The 19,007-nt window shown below is 62.3% G+C and carries 13 protein-coding genes; 3 read left to right on the top strand and 10 right to left on the bottom strand.

All coding sequences use genetic code 11. From position 1 onward, the window contains the following. Positions 1 to 20: 20 nt before the first annotated feature. The gene (locus tag J2X42_RS21955; RefSeq protein ID WP_310168099.1) at positions 21 to 1,250 is read left to right on the top strand and encodes a Xaa-Pro peptidase family protein; all 1,230 of its coding nucleotides are present in this window, start codon (positions 21 to 23) and stop codon (positions 1,248 to 1,250) included. Between the two features lie 13 nt (positions 1,251 to 1,263). Here J2X42_RS21955 and J2X42_RS21950 read toward each other — a convergent pair whose 3' ends face one another. Continuing rightward, positions 1,264 to 2,022: an IclR family transcriptional regulator gene (locus J2X42_RS21950; protein ID WP_310168126.1), complete on the bottom strand. Its 759-nt coding sequence runs from the start codon at positions 2,020 to 2,022 to the stop codon at positions 1,264 to 1,266. Between the two features lie 394 nt (positions 2,023 to 2,416). Next, positions 2,417 to 3,463 carry a hydantoinase B/oxoprolinase family protein gene (locus J2X42_RS21945; RefSeq protein ID WP_310168124.1) on the bottom strand — a complete coding sequence of 349 codons (1,047 nt, stop codon included), beginning with the start codon at positions 3,461 to 3,463 and terminating at the stop codon, positions 2,417 to 2,419. Between J2X42_RS21945 and J2X42_RS21940 the strand changes: the two genes are divergently transcribed. Further along, positions 3,442 to 3,918, top strand: a complete 477-nt coding sequence (locus J2X42_RS21940; protein WP_310168097.1) for an Ldh family oxidoreductase — start codon at positions 3,442 to 3,444, stop codon at positions 3,916 to 3,918. The genes J2X42_RS21945 and J2X42_RS21940 overlap by 22 nt on opposite strands. A 543-nt stretch (positions 3,919 to 4,461) precedes the next feature. Here the strand turns inward: J2X42_RS21940 and J2X42_RS21935 are convergent. From J2X42_RS21935 to J2X42_RS21925, 3 genes are read right to left on the bottom strand one after another with little or no spacing between them, the layout of a single operon-like run. Further along, the gene (locus J2X42_RS21935) at positions 4,462 to 5,613 is read right to left on the bottom strand and encodes a bifunctional 2-methylcitrate synthase/citrate synthase (protein ID WP_310168122.1); all 1,152 of its coding nucleotides are present in this window, start codon (positions 5,611 to 5,613) and stop codon (positions 4,462 to 4,464) included. 5 nt (positions 5,614 to 5,618) lie between these two features. Further along, positions 5,619 to 6,545: a methylisocitrate lyase gene (prpB, locus tag J2X42_RS21930; protein ID WP_310168095.1), complete on the bottom strand. Its 927-nt coding sequence runs from the start codon at positions 6,543 to 6,545 to the stop codon at positions 5,619 to 5,621. Then, positions 6,546 to 8,066, bottom strand: coding sequence for an MmgE/PrpD family protein (locus J2X42_RS21925; RefSeq protein WP_310168094.1), 1,521 nt, complete (start codon positions 8,064 to 8,066; stop codon positions 6,546 to 6,548). It lies immediately after the preceding gene. Positions 8,067 to 8,443: 377 nt separating this feature from the next. Here J2X42_RS21925 and J2X42_RS21920 point away from each other — a divergent pair, with 377 nt between their 5' ends. Continuing rightward, the gene (locus J2X42_RS21920) at positions 8,444 to 9,778 is read left to right on the top strand and encodes an MFS transporter (RefSeq protein ID WP_310168093.1); all 1,335 of its coding nucleotides are present in this window, start codon (positions 8,444 to 8,446) and stop codon (positions 9,776 to 9,778) included. 695 nt (positions 9,779 to 10,473) lie between these two features. Here J2X42_RS21920 and J2X42_RS23430 read toward each other — a convergent pair. The 5 genes from J2X42_RS23430 to J2X42_RS21900 form a co-directional block, all read right to left on the bottom strand. Then, a complete protein-coding gene (locus J2X42_RS23430; protein ID WP_396134128.1) occupies positions 10,474 to 10,710 on the bottom strand; it encodes a DUF2188 domain-containing protein in 237 nt (78 codons plus the stop codon). A gap of 544 nt (positions 10,711 to 11,254) precedes the next feature. Further along, the gene (locus tag J2X42_RS21915; protein WP_310168092.1) at positions 11,255 to 13,120 is read right to left on the bottom strand and encodes a GAF domain-containing protein; all 1,866 of its coding nucleotides are present in this window, start codon (positions 13,118 to 13,120) and stop codon (positions 11,255 to 11,257) included. Positions 13,121 to 14,055: 935 nt separating this feature from the next. After that, positions 14,056 to 15,654 (bottom strand): APC family permease, encoded by a 1,599-nt coding sequence (locus J2X42_RS21910; RefSeq protein ID WP_310168091.1) that lies wholly within the window; start codon positions 15,652 to 15,654, stop codon positions 14,056 to 14,058. A 119-nt stretch (positions 15,655 to 15,773) separates the two neighbouring features. Continuing rightward, positions 15,774 to 17,414 carry a GMC family oxidoreductase N-terminal domain-containing protein gene (locus J2X42_RS21905; protein WP_310168090.1) on the bottom strand — a complete coding sequence of 547 codons (1,641 nt, stop codon included), beginning with the start codon at positions 17,412 to 17,414 and terminating at the stop codon, positions 15,774 to 15,776. Beyond that, positions 17,415 to 18,932, bottom strand: coding sequence for an aldehyde dehydrogenase family protein (locus J2X42_RS21900; protein ID WP_310168089.1), 1,518 nt, complete (start codon positions 18,930 to 18,932; stop codon positions 17,415 to 17,417). Positions 18,933 to 19,007: the final 75 nt, after the last annotated feature.

Here is a 19,007-nt window from a genome sequence, read left to right as displayed (position 1 = left end):
ACACAGGAGCGATGAAAACAATGAGCACCAAAGTAGCGGACCGACTGCTGAACTCAGCACGGGCCCTGAACATCATGGAACAGATCGGCGTCGAGGCCCTCATAGCCACCGAGGCACAAAACGTCACCTACGCCAGCAACTTCTGGGCACTCTCCCAATGGCTGCGCCGCGGCCCCCAGGTCTACGCCGCCCTTTCACGCGAAGCACTGGAAGAAAAATCCTGGCTCATCGTAGGAACCGGGTCCCTCGACCTCGTCGCCACACAGGACATCTGGATCAAGAACGTCGCCCGCTACGGCTTCTTCTCCCTGAAAGGCTCCGCAGAAAACCCGGCAGAGGGCGACTGGGCCATGGCCGAACAAAAAAACCTCAAAGAACTCTTCGATACCCCCTTCCACGACGGACCAGCCCAGGCCTTGGCCGAAGCGATCAAACACATGGGCCTGGCCAAATCCCGCATCGGCATCGACGAATCCGGCATCACCCCCGCAGTGCTCACCGAACTCAAGGCACTGCTTCCCCACTGCGAGATCATCCCCGCCACCCAGACCTTCCGACAGATCCGGGCCGTCAAGACCACCGCAGAAGTGGAACGCCTCACCAAAGCCGCCCAATGCACAGAACGCGCCATTGAAGCCACCTTCGCCATCGCCAGGCCAGGGCTGACCGAAACCGAACTCTCCCGCGTCTTCCTGCACGAACTCATCGACGCAGGCGCCGAACCGGCACTGACCGTCCTCGGAGCCGGCGTCCGCTCGGCCCTGCCCAGCGCAACCCCCTCCAACTACCGCCTCACCCCCGGAGACATCATCCGCTTCGACGCCGGCTGCTACTACCAGCACTACCGCGCCGACATCTCACGATGCGCAGTACTGGGCGAACCCACCACCAAACACACCCGCATCTACAACGCTATCCACGCCGGCCAGGACGCCGCCCTCGCCGCCATCCGGCCCGGCATCCCCGCACAAGAGATCTACCACGCCGCCATGACCGCCGCCCGCGAAGCCGGCATCCCCGACTACGAACGCAACCACGTCGGACACGGCATCGGCATCGAAGGCTACGACGTCCCCAACCTCACCGCCCAGGAAACCACCCTCCTCGAACCAGGCATGACCCTCTGCATCGAAACCCCCTACTACGAAATCGGCTGGGGCGGCCTGCAAATCGAAGACACCATCGTCGTCACCGACACCCACCAAACCCTCATGACAACAGGCCGCCACCTACGCACCATCAACATCTAATGAACACCACTCGTTAGAGGGCTTCCTTCAGGGGACGGTCTTGGCGGATGAACGCGCCGCTGATTTCGGCGGCGCAGTCGATCACGTCATGGGTCATTTCCTGCAGTTCGGTGGCGCTGACCAGGCCGATCGCGAAGCCGTTGCTCACCGCGGCTACCGGCCTGCCCAGCGGGCCCAGCACCGGGGCGGCGATGGAACCCACGGCCTCGTAGTGTTCCCCCCTGTTGAGCGCGTACCCGGTCTCGCGTGCCCGTTCCAGACGGCCCATGATCACCTCGACATCGGTGACCGTGTTCGGGGACACCCGTTCGAGCGGTTCCCGGGAGAGCAATTCGCGTGCTTCCTCGGGCGGCAGGTGCGCCAGCAGGATGGTGCCCATCGCCGTGGCATGGGCGTACGTCCGGGTCCCGGGCGTGGCACGGATCTGGATCGGACCGGGCGCCTCAACGATGGAGATGTATGTGATGTAGCGGCCGTGAAGCACACCCAAATACACGGTGTGGGAGGTCCGGGCCGCCAGGGACCGCATCGGCCCCTTCGCCGCTTCCTCCAACGCCCGATGCAACGGATACAGACTGCCCACCTCAAAGGCATGCAACCCGATCCGGTACTTCCCATCCGGCTCCCGCTCCAGGAACCCCGCAGCGGCCAACGTCTGGGCAATCCGGAACACCACCGTCTTACCCAACCCCAACCGCCGTGCCATCTCCGTCGCACCCAAACTCGGCGTATCAGGCCCAAAACAATCCAACACACTGATCGCCCGCTCCACAGACTGCAGAGAGTCCTTCCGCGCCCCTTCAGAAGGCTTGGTCTCATTCTCCACGAGGGACCCCTTTCATCCGTATAACGTTCCCGCGGTCCGCTGGTCGGGTCTTCTGCGGAGTCCCCACCGATTGGAACACGCAGATAATCCAGAAGCCGGACCCGCAGACCGGCTTGCGTATTCCGATGATACGGCACGCCACGGTTTCCGGGACGCCTGCGCCTGGTCTGTGCAAGATGGCTGTGTTCTGTGGTGTTGTTGACGGGAGGCGGAGCATCCCAGCCGCAACGGGTGGGATGCTCCCTGGCTTTGCTCATGCATGACCTGTGCCGTGCTGTGGCGCAAGGATCGTCGGTGGGGTTCCTCTCCTCAAGCGGGAACGCTGCATCGCTTCGGGTTCCTACGCCGGTGTGATGTGGGCTTGTGGCATGTAGTGGCGGTCACCGAATTCTTTGCTGATCCGTTCTTCGGAGATGTCCCTGGCCACGAGTCCAGCCAACCGGGCAGCCGATTCCCCGACACCGCCTCCACCGGCAGTCTCGCGCAAGAACTCGTCGCCGGGTTTGAGTGACACCAGTGTCTTTGACGGCAGGACCTGCTCTTGAAGTGTCTGGGGGTTGACGATGAATCGGCTGGGTTGGGCGTCCTGGCCTCCCTTGAAGCCGCGTGGACCGGAACGGACCTGGTCTCCGCGGATCATCAGTTGTCCGCCGATGCCGCGGAGCCGGAAGCCGCGCCTCAGGCCCAGCCCTCCCTGGTATTGCCCCGTTCCGCAGGAATCGGGCCGGAACTCGAAGCAGGTGAACTCGATGGGAAATTCTGCTTCGAGGGCTTCGATGGGTGCGTTCATGCAGTTGGAGATGTGGACGTCGGTTCCGTCAATTCCGTCGTCTTTGGCGCGCGCACCCAGTGCTCCTGGCATTACTTCGAAGAAGATGGGGGCGTGATCGGTGAGGCTGTCGAACTGCAGGCTCATGGTCATGTTTCCGCAGCTGCCTGCGGTGAAGCGTTCCGGGGCCAACGGGGCACACGCCCGGAGCAGGGCATCGACGATGCGGTAGCATGTCTGCATACGTCCGCCACAGGCGGCCGGCGATTCAGGATTCACGATACTGCCCTGGGGTGCGATGATCCGGACAGCTCCCTTCAAGCCGTCGTTGGCAGGAAGGTCGGGACCGAATACGGAGCGCACCACGTACAGTACCGCTGCGATGGTTGCACTGAGGACGGAGTTGATAGGGCCCTCGGCCTGCGGTGAACTGCCCGTAAAGTCCACGACGAGTTCGTCACCGGCTACTTGGACGGACACTTTCACTTCGAGGGGGCCGTTCCCGACGCCGTCGTCTTCAACGAAATCCGAGTCCGACCCGGTCGCATCCGGTAGCAGTTGAATCCTGCGGCGGAATTCAGCCTCGGTGGACTCGATTGACCGGTCCATGGCTGTCAGGAGTTGCGGTAAATCTACGACACATCCGGACAGCTGCCCTGACGTCTGAACCCATCAGTGAAGGTTGGGCTGTCACTTCCGAGGGTGTCCCAACAACTGATGCCGCAGAAGCTCTGCGTGGCGCACTCCTGCCCTTCGGCGGCTATAGGGGATTCAGCTTCGGGCTCATGGCCGAGGTCCTGGCGTCCTTTTTCACAAACTCAGCCATGTCCCTGCACACGACCAGCCTCCAAGCCGCGGACGGACCTCCCCACGGGCTGGGAGTCTTTTGTCTGGTACTCGACCCCACCGCCATTGCCGGTGAACACTTTGCACGCAAAATCGACCTCCTCAAGGGCTCAATACAGTCGCAACCCGGCACACGCTTACCTGGCACGGGAAAGAAGAAGAAGTCGGACGATGTCACCGTCGACAGCGTTGCCTGGAACCGGGCACTGGTCTTGGCTGGGGCCTGATCCTGAGTGAAGCATTGACCATCTGATCCGGAATTAGGGACGCCCAAAGCCCTGCAACTGAACGGGCGTCAATCTCCGGTGACTCCGTCTCCGGAAGCAGGACAAGCCTCTGGCCACGGGACTTGTCCTGCTTACTTAAGCCTGCGAGGGGTTGCCAACGGGCGTGGCACGGCAGCAACTCGGTGCACAAGGTCAAAACCGGTCGGAAAACGCCGTGCCTGTCCATGAACCAGGCCTTGACGCGCAACAACACCGTCTACGCCCATCTTCGTGGCCAGCCGACACAGCGTGGTGGCGGCCCCCAACGCTGAGATCCAGTGACCAACCCAGAGGCACCCCCTTAGTCGGTTTCAGGACCGGAACAGAAGACACAATCGGGAGGGCAATCAACAATTGGAAATGATGCTGGCGACGGAACTGAGGTGCTCGTTCCCGGCGCGGCGAGGTTCTTTGCATTGTCCGAAGCTTGGGGCAACACCTTAACGGGCGGAAGCCAGGCCTGCTGCCCTCCCTGTGCCCTGACCCCTGTGATGGCGCGGGTCATTATGCCAGGGTCCGTTCATCAAAGCCGTTATATGCGCTCAGGGGACGGATGAGGGAATTTTCTGCGAATTGTTCGGCGATGTGGGCGGTCCACCCGGTGATGCGACTGGCCACGAAGATGGGCGTGAACGTTGGGGTGTCGAAGCCCATGAGGTGGTACGTGGGTCCGGTGGGGTAGTCGAGGTTGGGTTTGATGGCCTTCGCCTGGTCCATGGCTTGTTCGAGTCCGTTGTAGAGGCCCAGGAGTTCGGGCCGCCCGTAGTGGGCGATCATCTTGTCCAGGGCGGCCTTCATGGTGGGCACGCGGGAGTCGCCGTGCTTGTAGACGCGGTGTCCGAAGCCCATGACCTTTTTCCTTTGTTCCAGGGCGTTTTCCATCCACGCCCGCGCCCGGACTGCCGCTTCCTCCATGGATTCTTCGCTGCGGACGCCGATTTCGTCGAAGGTGTGCATGACGGCTTCGTTGGCGCCGCCGTGCAGCGGACCCTTCAGGGCTCCGATCGCAGCGGTGACGGCGGAGTGCAGGTCCGAGAGCGTGGAGGTGACCACGCGGGCGGTGAAGGTGGATGCGTTGAAGGAGTGCTCGGCGTAGAGGATCATCGAGACATTGAACGCCTCAACGACCTCGTCCACGGGTTCCTCGCCGAAGGTCATCCAGAGGAAATTTGCCGAGTAGTCCAGGTCATCGCGGGGTTCGATCAGGTCCTGGCCGCGGCGGCGGCGCTGGTCGTAGGCAACAACTGCCGGCATGGCTGCCCACAGGTCGATGGCCTTCGTAAGGTTTGCCTCGGGCGAGGAGTTCTCGGCCAGTTCGTGGAGCAAACCCAGGACCGAGACAGCTGTCCGACAGACGTCCATGGGGTGCGCCGTGATTGGAAGCGCGTCTATCGTGTCCTTAACCTGTGCGTTCAGTGGCCTGCTTCGCCGCTCCTGCTCCTTTAACTCCTCTAGTTGCGCTGCGTGGGGAAGTTCGCTGTTCCACAGAAGATAGGCGACTTCCTCAAAACTGCACCTCGCAGCCAGTTCCTGCACGGGATAACCGCGGTAGAGCAAAGAGTTTGTATCGGTATTGACTTTTGATACGGCGGTAGAGTCTGCAACTACGCCCGCCAGTCCTTTCCGTACATTGGTCAGAGAGGCAGGGTTGGTCATGGTGCTCATTCAGATTCCTTTGATGGGGCGAACAATGCCGGGACGTGGAAGTTGAAAACCCCTGAGTCGAAGTGGTTGTAGGCTTCGTAGTCCACGAGTTCATAGAGGCGTGCACGGGTGAGCATTGTTCCTACGTGCGCCTGCTGAGTGCCTTCTGCAAGCAAGACATCAAGTACCCGTTCTGCTGCGCCCATGGCAGTGCGCAGGAGGGTGACGGGGTAGATGACCATGTTCACGCCCACCTCCTGCAACTCCTTGGTGGTGAAGAGGTCGCTTTTGCCGAACTCGGTCATGTTGGCCAGGATGGGCACGTCCACGGCGTCGCGGATGGCCTGGAACTCGTCCAGATCGCGCATGGCTTCGGGGAAGATAGCGTCGGCTCCTGCATCGACCAAAGCGCGGGCCCGGTCCTGTGCTGCTTGGATTCCTTCAACGGCGCGGATGTCGGTGCGGGCCATGATGAGGAAGTTGGGGTCCCGGCGTGCGTCGGCTGCGGCGCGGATGCGTTTGGTGGCGGTGTCGATGTCCACGACGTTTTTGCCGTCCAGGTGGCCGCAGCGTTTGGGGTTGAACTGGTCCTCGATGTGGCAGCCGGCCAGGCCGGCGTTTTCGAGTTCCTGGATGGTGCGGGCCACGTTCATGGGTTCACCGAAGCCGGTGTCCGCATCCACCAGACACGGAAGGTTCGTCATGCGGGCGATTTGCCCGGCGCGGGTGGTGACTTCGGTCAGGGTGGTGAGTCCGATGTCGGGCAGGCCGAGGTCGTTGGCCAGGACCGCGCCGGAGATGTACACCCCCGCGAAGCCCTTTTCCTCGATCAACCGTGCCGAGAGCGGGGTGAACGCACCCGGGAACTGCTGCACGGTCCCCGAATTCAGCAGTTCCCGGAGGTGACGGCGTTTCCATTCGGGGGTGGTTGTTGAGTACAGCATTTAGAACAGTCCCTTGGGAGCGTTGTTGAGGTCGATCACGCCGGGCGCGGCGGTGATGTTCAGCTGGTCCAGTTCCCCGGGGCCGAGTTCGGTGACGCGTTCGACGGCGGTGAGGAACCGTTCGATCTCGGCGTCCTCCACCGAACCGGCGGCGAGAGTGCGGAATTTGTTGATGTATTGCTCGCGGGCGAACGGCCGGGCACCGAGCGGGTGCGCGTCGGCGACGGCGATCTCATCCGTCACCACGGTGCCATCCGTGAGTGTAATGACAACGGTGCCGCCGAAGGCTTTCTCTGCGATGTCCAGGGAGTGGTAGCGGCGGGTCCATTCCGGATCCTCGACCGTGGTGACTTTGTGCCAGAGTTCCACGGAGTCCGGCCGGGCTGCGCGTTCGGGGGCGTAGGAGTCCACGTGGTGCCAGGCGCCGTCCTGTAGGGCGACGGTGAAGATGTACGCGATGGAGTGGTCCAGGGTTTCCCGCGATGCGGTGGGGGAGTACTTCTGCGGATCATTGGCACCGGAGCCGATGACGACGTGCGTGTGGTGACTCGTGCGGATAAGAACAGACGCGACGTTGTCGGGGTTTTTTAGTTCTGGGTATTCGTTGTGGAGTTTTCTGGCGAGGTCGATCCAGGCCTGGGCCTGGTATTCGGCGGAGTGTTCCTTGGTGTACGTGTCCAGGATGGCGCGCTTGGCTTCCCCGGGCAGCGGCAGCGGGACTTCGTAGGAGGCGTCGGGGCCGTCGAACATCCAGGCGATCACGCCGTCTTCGCCTTCGTAGATCGGCACCGGGGAGGTTTGTCCGCGCATGGCCCGGTCCGCGGCTTCGACGGCCATCTTGCCCGCGAACGCCGGGGCGTGGGCTTTCCAGGTGGAGATTTCGCCCTTGCGGGACTGGCGGGTGGCGGTGGTGGTGTGCAGGGCCTGGCCCACGGACTGGAAGATCGTTTCCACGTCCAGGCCCAGGAGGGTTCCGATGCCTGCCGCGGCGGACGGGCCGAGGTGGGCCACGTGGTCGATCTTGTGCTTGTGCAGGCAGATCGCCTTGACCAGGTTCACCTGGATCTCGTACCCGGTGGCAATGGCCCGGACCAGGTCCTTGCCGTTCGCACCCACATGCTGGGCGACGGCGAGGATCGGCGGGATGTTATCGCCGGGGTGGGAGTAATCAGCGGCCAGGAACGTGTCGTGGTAATCCAGTTCACGCACCGCTACGCCGTTGGCCCAGGCAGCCCACTCCGGGGAGACCCGCTCCGCGATGCCGAACACGGCAGCGCCCTTGCCGTTCGCCGACGGCGCGTGCGTCAGGGCCTGGGCACGGGCCGCGACGATCGGGGCCCGGTTCAACGAAGCAATGGCCACGGAGGCGTTGTCGATGATCCTGTTGATCACCATGTCCGTCACTTCGGCGGTGACCTCCACGGGGTCTGCGGCGACCACGGCGATCTTGTGCGCCAACTGCTCCTCACGGGGCAGGTTCTCCTCGGACTTGTAAACGCGGACGTGGTTGTTCTTGACCATGGGGCTCCTTCTGGTAGGCGGTTTCAGGGGACCTCGCACACCCCGACCCATGGCGCGGTCTCCCGTGTCTCAGTAGTTTAGCCCAGTTTCCGCATATCGCACCAGCGTTCCGTATAGCGGCCGCTGCGGTGGAAGTTAAGCTCTCTAATCCGTTGGGCCCAGCTGCAACTCCCAAGCCACCTCAAAGTCGATGCCGAACAGCCACATTCCCCCGCCCGTTGGTCGCCGACCGGGAGATCCAGCGCCGGCGGATACGTCATATTTAAAAAGACTTGACATACGTCATAAAGAGGAGTGAAGTTAGTCACGTTCCGTTTTCAGTATCCATGCACCGATATGCGGAACCTAAGATCCAATCGACTTCCAAGAAGGCAACCATGACTACAGAATCAAGGCGCAGAGTTCGCCGGTCACTGCTGGCAAGCCTGTTCGGCAGCACGCTGGAGTTCTACGACTTCATCCTGTTCGGACTCGCTGCGGCACTTGTGTTTCCGCACGTATTTTTCCCCGAAAGCTCAACGGCAGTTGGGCTGCTCAGCTCTTTTGCCACATTCGCAGTCGGGTTCGTAGCCCGCCCTATCGGCGCGATCATTGCAGGCCATTTCGGTGACCGCATTGGCCGCCGCCGTATCCTGATTTTCACCCTGGCCGGTATGGGGATTGCAACTGGTGGGATCGGGCTCATTCCTTCATACGAATCGATCGGCATCTGGGCGCCGATTCTGTTGGTCGTATGCCGGATATTGCAGGGTCTTTCCTTGGGCGGTGAGTGGGGCGGTTCCGTCCTGATGGCTGTCGAACAGGCAACAGGAACCAAGAACCGTGGGCTGCTCGGCAGCCTTCCGCAACTTGGCGATCCACTAGGAGTACTGCTTGCCAACGGCGCATTCGTCTTGGTCGCAGTGACCTTGGACGATGACGCGCTGATGTCCTGGGGTTGGCGCGTGCCGTTCGTACTTGGAATGGCGATTATCATCGTTGGTCTATGGGCACGAGCGAGGGTGACAGAAACTCCCGAATTTACGAAACGCATGGCGACGGTCGGAGCCCCAGTCCGTATGCCGCTGATTACCCTGCTTCGAGATCAACCGCTGAATTTTTCACTCTCGGTGGGATGCCGAATTGGAAATGACGTTGCTTTCTACATGGTGACTGTCTTCGCTATCACCTATGTGACTCAGCAGGGGTTGATGGACAAGTCGGCAATCCTCGTTTCCACTATGATTTCAGCGGCCCTCGGCGTGGTTATGGTGCCGGTCTTCGGATGGATCGCGGATCGGATCGGTCTGCGCAAAATGACGCTGATCGGACTGGTTGGTCTTGCAATTGGAGTCGCGGCGTACTTCCCGCTTCTGAACCTTGGCCAACCTGCGATTGCAACTGCTGCCGCGGTTTTCACATGCGGTATTGCTGGAAAAGCATTCTGGGCACCGTACGCCGGTTTCCTGTCGACAATATTCCCTCCGGAAACAAGGTACTCGGGGATGTCGTTCAGCTTTCAGCTTTCCGGAATTGTGGGAGGTGGAATAGCTCCATTCGTCGCGGCCTGGATACTGAATACTACCGGCTCCTCAACCGGGATCACTATCTATGCTCTGGCCGCGATTGCAGTCAGCGTTATCTGTGTCGCCTTGGTCAAGACCCACACTCACTCGGAACAGCACGACATTTCAACCGTCGACGATTCCAGCTCTCTCAAAGAATCTATCTGAACAAGCTAAGGTCAACCTGATCACTATTACAGATGCCCACATGGATTCCGTTCTGATCCGTTGCCATCACAGGCCAGGTCAGCAGTTCCCTGAACCGACAAGGGTGCCGTTCAGGAAGCGGACATCATCGACATGACCATCTCTGCAGCGAAGCGCGGAATCCGTGTCACCGACGCGATTGAAATTCCCAGGACCTTATCCGAGGCTTTCCATATCGCAGCCAGCGGCAGGCCACGTGTGGTGCCAAAGGACATCCCCAAGGACGTGCTTCAAACTCCAATTGAATTCGACAGGCCACCAATCCTGGATCTGCCGGGATCCTCAGTTCCGACCCCCGCGTCCCCAGTCCAAGATCGGTGAGGCGGCCAAGTCCATCAACCGTACCCAGTCGCCTGTTCTGTATGTGGACGTGGTCTCCTTAAGGGAAGGCTGCGTCCGAGCTACACAAAAACGATCCGAGCGCAGGAAAGACAGGCAACAGAAGTCGGAGTCCGTCCTTGGCCGTGAAGGAAAGGACGAGATGCCAACACTGATGGGTTCTCGCATCCTGTAGGGCACACACGCCGAGATTGGATATTTCGTAGAGCTGAATCGTTGAAAGTACCTGAAGACCATTCGGCTCGACGGGACTTAGAAGCACCGAGCCGGCTATAAACTCGAGGCCCCCGCTGATTGTGAGCGGGGGTCTCAGGTCTCTATCCAGGCGTATTCCGTGGATCATTGCCAGGAGCAATAGTGTCCTTCGCTCGGATCTTGTTGTCCTTACCGTGGATGTTCAACTCACCACCCCCGGAACGGGCGAGATACCCACGAGCAGCGTCGATAGCCGCAGACTGGGTGTCGTGGACAGACGAAGCATGGGACGATCCTTCGCGTTGAGCCTTCCATCCGTCTTCACCCGGAACTACGTGGTAGGAATTGCGTTCGGCCATGTTAATCACCCCCAGACGTTGCTGATGGATGCAAGTTAACAGTCGCCACCGACATTTTGGCCTTGTTTTGTCTGACTTCGGAAGAAAGCAGCAATGCAGGGCAGTATCAGCGCGCTTCCTCGCCTGTACCTGCTTTTTGGAGCGGGCCGGGGGCATACTGCCAGTCGTCACACCGCTTGAACCGAGTATCTCGAAGGCTTCCTGGATGGCTGCGGCGATGTCACTCGACACTGAGAGCCTGCAAGCCACATCAGGTCCACCTCATGGGTTAGGAGTCTTCTGCCTGCTCCGTGATCCAACAGCGATGGCCGCCGATCAATTTGCTCGAAAACTCGACAGATTGAAGAACGCCATTCGGCCCCAGCCAGGCACTCGCCTACCTGGCACCAAACGACAAGCCCAGGGAGAATTCGTAGTCGACTGTGCGCTGTGGGAACTGGCCCAATCCCTGGCAGAGGGAACGGCTTCAGGTGATGTGACTACCCGGCCTTGACATTCTGTGCCAACAGTCTAGTGAGGTCCTGTCGAGGCGCTGGTTTTGAGCTCAGAGGTCGGTATTGCTCTGCCTCTGTTTGGCTTCGACGACGTCGTCGACTTCGAGGGCCGTTGAGATGCGCGTGAGGTCGGAAACGCGTGAGAGGTTTAGTGCGAGCAGATCCTCGATCCGTCGGCGGGCTTCGACGACGAGGTCTTCCTGGATATGCAGCTGCTCTGCCGTCTTACTCACATCGAGATTATTGTGAATGAAAGCTGACAGGGTCGGCAGGAGCGTCGGATCTTGGGCTAAGCCGTTGGCACGTAACGGGCCAAGCACGTCGTCGACGTAGTGGCTCAGGGCGGATACGTCCGGGAGCTGGAGCAGAAGCCCGGCCAATCCTAGATCGCTCAACACCAAGGTCCCTGGGGGGCTCTCGCGCAGGCCCGCGAGATCTATGGCGCCGCGGGCCGTTGCAAAGGCCGACGGGTAGTCAGCGATGCTTGTGACCGGTCCCGTGATGGCAGCGTGTGTGCGATCCGTGCGTTGGGCGCGTTCTGAAGGGATCCGCCTGACTTCGTCCCCGATGCCTCGCACTTCGTCGATTCGCATCGTTGGTCCCAGTGGCCAGAGAGCAACGACATTCCCCTGGTGAGATCCGAGCAGCGGCCGTGGTGAAAGTTGTCGTGCCAGGCGTGTGAACGTGGCGGCAAGCCAGTACGGCAGGGCTCCCTCGTTAGGGGACTCGAATCGGGCTGCGATGACTGCGTGGGGAAGGGACAGATCGTGGCCGAGGCGTGCGGCTTCGGCTAAGAGTGCTGTCGAGGCGTGCCCTTTGCCTGACAGGAGGGCGGAGAGAATCTCGCCGGTGTCCCGCCACCCCGCCTGGGTCGCTGTCCGGATCCGGAGGAGTTCCAGAGCCAGGGGCGCCGCGGCCCGTTCCATCGCCTGGCGATCCAGCGGTCGGAGCTCGGAGATCTTCCCGCTCGTCCAGATCCACGCGATGACCTTCTCTTTGATCGTCACCGGAACGCGAACAACCGTCCGCGTCCCTGTTGTATCCGGAACGTGCACCTCGGCCAGCAATCCGGCCGTGCCTGAGGAAATGACATCAGCGGGCGGGAAGCCAGTCGCGTTGGCGACGAGTGCGGTTGGGAGCGAAACGCCGTTACGATCGGTGTTGTAGAGGATGGTCCCGTTGGTCTCGCACACGGCGACGGGACGATCCAGAATCTCTGCCAGGGCTCCGCCGAGGGCGCTGACTCCGCCCCCTTCCAGCGTGAGAGCCGTCAACCGCTCGTGGATCGCGTCGGCTTGCCTTAGCAGTTCGTGCTGCTCCTCAAGTGACTCATTCAGCTGGTTGAGGACCGTAATTCTCGTTGTTTGTTCGGAGCGGAACCGACTGGTGGTGATGGCGACGGCCGCCTGGTCTGCCAACATCAAAAGGCGCGCCTCTTCTTCTTTAGTGAAGTGATGGGTCGGGCGGGTATAGCAGTTGAGGGTGCCGAGTGTTTCATCGGCGGAGTTCAAAGGCACGGAGATCATGGAGCTGTAACCTTGGTCTCTTGCCGCGGATCTCCATTCGAGCGCCGCCGGATTGCTTCCGATGTGTTCGATTTGTATGGGAACGCCCATCGCGAATGCCTGACTCGACGACGTAGGGGTGTGTACGCCGTGGAGTCGGAGCGGGTGCCGTTCGTTGATTTCTCGAATGTAGTCGGCCGCGAGGCCATATGAGCCTTCGATCAGCAAGACTTGGGACGCCGCGTCCGGGATAGTGATCGCGCAGAAGTCGTAGGACATCAGTTTGCAGGCGGTCTTGGCGATTAGGTCCAACAGTTCGCCTAGTGAAACGCCGCGGTTGACTGCCGAACCGATATGGGCCAGCGCCTGCAGCCATTCTTGAAGATGCTGGGCCATGCGTTCAGGTCCCATTTTCACACCTAGATTTTTTCACGTTTCCTTTGTTCGAGCGAGAGACTTTTCAGCTTTGGGCTAGCCTGCCGTTCGACGCGCTGTCGACGAAGGTAACAGGCACGGTCGCAGCCCGTCGCGAGAAAACCGCAACCCGCCGAAACGTCTGGTTCTCTGCGGACGGTAGTGTGGCTTGCCAGCCCATTTGGCGAAACTGACAACCCTGTTGGCGAGCCGACCAGCAGAGCTGCCCTGAAGAAGGCACTGTATGAGCGGCTCGCGTTTGTCTGGATCGTCTTAAAGACAACCCGTCGCCGCGACCGGTCCAAACTGCCCGTGGCGGCCAACCCCGGTGCCGGGGAAGGGACATTAACATCACGCTTGAGGACATCCCCAGGATTACCGACAGCTTCGACACCATCTACAGCGTCGACGGAGACCCGCTGGCCGCCCCCGCCGCCGGGCAGCAGCTCCCTTATCGGGAGGTAAGGGACGGCTGTCCGTTCTCATCCAGTCTGTCAGTGCTGACCTGGAAACTGACAGGTTGGGTGAGACAATTCCATCGAATTCTGACTCACTGAAGTTGTCAGTTCCGTATGGGCCGGCATCAACGAGGGGTCTAAGGCAGAGGCCTCCAACAGCTATCACCATTGCTTCTGGCCGTTGCCCGCGAGGCTGCCAATGTCTCTTGGCTCCCGCAAATCGTGCTGACAAGTTGAGTGAGTATCTCGCAAAATCCGTGGGCTGACACGTTGAATGCGAAAACTGACATCCGGAATGCGAACGGACAACTGCCCCTTTCGGCCTCTCCCCCAGCCAATTTTTGAAGGCCGATAACCCACGTTTCGTCAAGTAGTCGAAAAAACCGACGGAAGGGCCGACGGCGGCAAGATGAGTGCCGCCGTCGGCCCTTACTGGGAACTGCCAGCCTGCATCTGACGGGGAGCGGCGCGGCCCTAGGGTACTTTGGCGTCCTCCACGCCGGTTTCAGCCGACGCTAACTGCAGGTCTTTGCCCGCCGACGGATGTGCTGCGACAGCCGCGGCGTGCTCGGCCAGCACGCCCGTTTGATGGCGTATCTTCAGTCGGTACAGCAGGGCTCCGCCTACAGTGACGGCGGCGACGAACAGCACGCCGCCCCACTGCAGGTACCACTCGAACGGCGGCACCGAGTTGTAGATCTCCGGGCGCGGCCACACCAGGTTCAGCGTCATGGCGCCGCCCCAGAGGACCGCGAGGATGTTCACCGGAAGCCCCCACTTGCCCATGGAAAAGCCGGGCTCGGAGCCGTCTGCGGCGAGCGGCCACTTCCGGGAGAGCCGGTTGCGGAGCATGGGTGCGGTGACCAGGAGGTAGGACAGGTAAATCAGCACGATGCTGATGCTGGACATAATCGTGAAAATCGCCGGCTGCATGACGTTGATCAGCAGTGGCATGATGGCCAGGACGCCGATGACGATGGCCGCAACAGTAGGGGTTCTGCGGACCGGATCGACTTTGCTCAGTTGCCGGCTGAACGGCAGGTTGTTGTCCCGTGCCATGGCGAACATCATCCGGATGGCGGCCGCATGGACGGACAGCGTGCAGACCACCACGGCCACCACGATGCACGCAAGGAAAGCCTTGCCGAAAGGTCCGCCCAGGACGGAAAGCACGATGTACTGCAGGCCGCCGTCGGCAGATCCCACCTTGGGATCCGCCAGGTCCGGTGCTGCCAGGATGCCAAACAGCAGGATCAGGCCGCCGAGCAGGAACGAGGCCGTGACGGCCCGCAGGATGGCCTTGGGGGCCGTGCGTTTGGGGTCCTTGGTTTCTTCCCCGAGGGAGCTGGCCGTGTCAAAGCCGTACATGACATAGCCGGAAGCCATGGCGCCGATCAGGAAGACGCCGAAGAAGCCCAGGTCATGGCCTTCCCCGTAACCCGCGGTGTCGAAGAAGACTTCAGGCCCGCGCACCACATGCCAGCCCAGTGCGAGGATCAGCAGGACGGCCGCGATGAGCTCCACAAAAACGCCGACGCTGTTGATCCTGGTCATGAGCTTCACCCCGAAAGCGTTGATGAGGGTGGAGATGGTGATCATGATGGTGGCCAGCACTACGCCGTTCATGGCGAAGTCGTACGGGCCGGTGCCGTCACCGACGAACTGGAAGCCGGACCAGAGCTGCGGCAGGGTGAGCTGCAGCGCCAGTGCCACGGACCCCAGCGCCACGATGGAGGACAGCAGCAGCAGCCAGCCTGCCAGCCATGCGGAGGTTCCGGACGCCAGCCGCTTGGCCCAGTTGTAAACCGATCCCGCAACGGGGTAGCGGCCGGCCAGCTCGGCAAAACACAGCGCCACCATCAGCTGGCCGACGAAGACAATGGGCCAGGACCAGGCATATGCCGGGCCGGCCATGGAAAAACCAAAATAGAACAGTTGAAAAACGCCGGTGAGGATGGAGATGTAGCTGACGCCTGCGGCGAAGCTGGCAAACTTGCCGATGCTCCGGTCCAGGGTCTGGGTATAGCCGAATTCGTCCATGCCGCTTGAATCAATACTCTTGCTGGGTTCCATCAGTTGGACTCCTCAATCAAAAAAGCACGATAGTGATGACCGGCCGCCCTGGGGTGCGGCGAATTACGTGTGTGGGGGCCGTCGCTGTTGGGGAATGCGGCCCCCTTAAGACCTGCCGCTCAGGCGAGGGATGTGGTGAGCTCCTTCACTTCCAAGGCGTCTGCGCCGGCGTGGTCCGCACGGATCAGGTCGGCGCAGCGTTCGCCGATCATCATGACGGTGATGTTGGGGTTGACGGTGACGTGTTCAGGCATGACTGAGGCGTCGGCGACCCGGAGTCCGGTGACGCCCTTGACCCGCAGCTCGGGATCCAAAGGTGACATCCCGTCGTCGGCCGCGCCCATCCGGACCGTACCGACAGGGTGGTACACGGTGTTGTGCGTCTTGCGGATGTAGTCCCGCAGCTCCTCGTCCGTCTGGGCCTCGACGCCGGGCGAAAGTTCCCGGCCGGTCCATTCGGCCATGGCCGGCTGGGCGGCGATCTCGCGGGCTTTGCGGATGCCCGCCACCATGACGCGCATGTCGTGCCCGTCCGGATCCGTGAAGTAGCGCGGGTCCACCATCGGCTTGTCGCGGAAGTCGCGGCTGCGCAGCCGCACGGTGCCGCGGGAGCGGGCGTGCGTGACGTTCGGGGTGAGGCTGAAGCCGTTCTCCGTGGTGGGGTAGCCGTGCCGCAGGGTGTTCATGTCGAACGGGACGGAGCCGTAATGCATCATCAGGTCCGGGCGGTCCAGTCCCTCCTCCGTGGGCGTGAAGATGCCGATTTCCCACCATTGCGTCGAGGTCTGGACCATTGGCTGCCTGGCCTCGAACTGGACCACGCCTTCGGGATGGTCCTGCAGGTGCTCGCCCACGCCGGGGGAGTCCACCAGGACCTCGATGCCGTGCTGGGCGAGGTGCGCTGCCGGGCCGATGCCGGAGAGCATGAGCAGCTTGGGCGAGTCGATGGCGCCGGTGGACAGGATGACCTCGCGGCGGGCGGTGAGCCGGTGGGTCCGGCCGAACGCCGAGTCCACCACGTCCACGCCTGTGCAGCGCTTGTCCGCGTCGAACACCAGCTGGCGGGCGCGGAGGCCGGTCAGCAGGGCGAAGTTGTCGCGTTCCATGATGGGGTGGATGTAGGACACCGAGCTGGAGGACCGGGTGCCGTCCGCGCGCCGGTTGATCTGGAAGAAGTTGGCGCCGTTGACCACCGTGGTTCCGGTGTTGAACTTTGCCCGGGGGATGCCGGTCTGCTCGCAGGCGTCCAGGAGCGCGACGCCGGCCGGATCCACCGGGGGCACGTTCATCAGGTGCACGGGGCCTGAGTCTCCGTGGTGCGGTGCGTCCGGCCCGGCATCCTCGTTGGTTTCCAGCCGCTGGTAGAGGGGCCAGGCGGTTTCAGCGGTCCAGCCGGTGGCGCCGTATTTGGATTCCCACTCGTCGAGGTCTTCGCGCGGGGCCCAGAACGCGATGCAGGAGTTGTGGCTGGAGCAGCCGCCCATCACCTTGGCGCGGGCGTGGCGCATAAATGAGTTGCCGTTCTCCTGCGGTTCCACCGGGTAGTCCCAGTCATAGCCGGATTCCAGCAGCTCCATCCAGCGGTCCAGCTGCAGGATCTCGGGCAGGCCGCGGTCATCCGGGCCGGCCTCCACCAGCGCAACGGACACGTCCGGATCCTCGCTCAGCCGCGCGGCCACTGCCGCCCCGGCGGATCCGCCGCCGACGACGATGTAGTCGAATCCGCGCTCGCTGAGGTCCTCGATGTTGTCGACGTGCATCTAGTTCTCCTTGCCGTGGTCAGCGAACCAGCCGGTCACCTGGGGGCTGGTGTTCTGGTAGATGTGCTTGGCTTCCTGGTATTCCGCCAGGCCTGTCGGCCCGAGTTCGCGGCCGACGCCGGACTGGCCGAAGCCGCCCCACTCGGCCTGGGGCAGGTAGGGGTGGTAGTCGTTGATCCAGACGGTGCCGTGCCGCAGCCGGGATGCCACGCGCTGCGCCTTGCCCGCGTCCTGGGTCCAGACGGCGCCGGCCAGCCCGTAGACGGTGTCGTTGGCGGTCGCGATGGCCTCGTCCTCGGTGCGGAAGGTCTCGACGGTCACCACCGGGCCGAAAGCTTCGTCCACCACCACGGACATGCCCCTCTGGACGCGGTCCAGGACGGTCGGCTGGTAGTAGAAACCGGCGTCGAAGTTTTCCCCGGCAGGCGCCGCACCGCCGCACCGCAGCCGCGCGCCCTCCGCGATGCCGCGTTGGACGTAGGCGTTGACCTTCTCCCGGTGGGCAGCGGAAATCAGCGGTCCGGTTTCGGCGGCCTCGTCGAACGGGCCGCCGAGCCGGATGTCCTGCGCGCGGCGTACCAGCTCGTCGACGAAGCGTTCGGCGATTGATTCCTCCACCACCAGCCGCGCCCCGGCGGAGCAGACCTGCCCGGAGTGCACGAAGGCCCCGTTCAGGGCATTGTCGACGGCGGCGTCGAAGTCCGCGTCGGCAAACACCACGTTGGGGTTCTTGCCGCCGAGTTCCAGCGCCACCTTTTTCACGGTGCCGGCTGCGGCCGCGGCGATCCGCTTGCCTGTTTCCAGTCCGCCGGTGAAGGAGACGAGGTCGACGTCGGGGTGTTCGGACAGCGGAGCCCCCGCCTCCGCGCCGGCTCCGGTCACAAGGTTGGCGACGCCGTCCGGCAGGCCGAGGTCCTGCAGCAGCTGCATGGCCAGGATGGCCGTGGACGGGGTGAGTTCGGAGGGCTTAAGGACGAAGGTGCAGCCGGCGGCCAGCGCAGGTGCGATCTTCCAGGCGGCCTGCAGCAGGGGGTAGTTCCACGGGGTGATCAGGCCGCACACGCCCACGGGTTCGTAGACGATCTTGCTGACGACGGCGGGGTCCCCGGCGTCGACCATGCGGCCCGCCTGCTGCCCGGCTAGCCGGCCGAAATATTCGAAGCAGGCGGCGATGTCGTCCATGTCGATGCGGCTTTCGGCTATCCGCTTCCCGGTGTCGAGGGATTCAGCGCGGGCGAACTTTTCCCGGCGCTGGCGCAGTTCGGCGGCGACGTTGAGCAGGAAAGTGCCGCGCTCGGGGGCCGGCACCGAAGCCCAGACGCCGGAGTCGAAGGCCGCCCGGGCTGCAGCGATGGCCCGCTCGGCATCTTCCCGGCCGGCCTCGGACACTGTGGCTGCCAGCTCGCCGTCGGCAGGGTTGTGGATGTGGCGCACCGCGCCGGAGGCGGCCGGCTCCCAGGAGCCGTTGATGAAGAGGGTGGATGCTGTCGCGTCATGGGACGTTGTGGCGTAAGTCATACGGAGGACAGTAATGGAAGTTGAACGAGTGTTCAATACTTTTTTGAACACTCGTTCAAGTGTGACGCGCGATGC

Source organism: Arthrobacter sp. BE255 (assembly GCF_031457335.1).
In the GTDB taxonomy this organism is placed as follows: domain Bacteria; phylum Actinomycetota; class Actinomycetes; order Actinomycetales; family Micrococcaceae; genus Arthrobacter.
The sequence above is the reverse complement of the archived record's forward strand: the minus strand, read 5'-3'. Positions and strand labels throughout refer to the sequence as shown.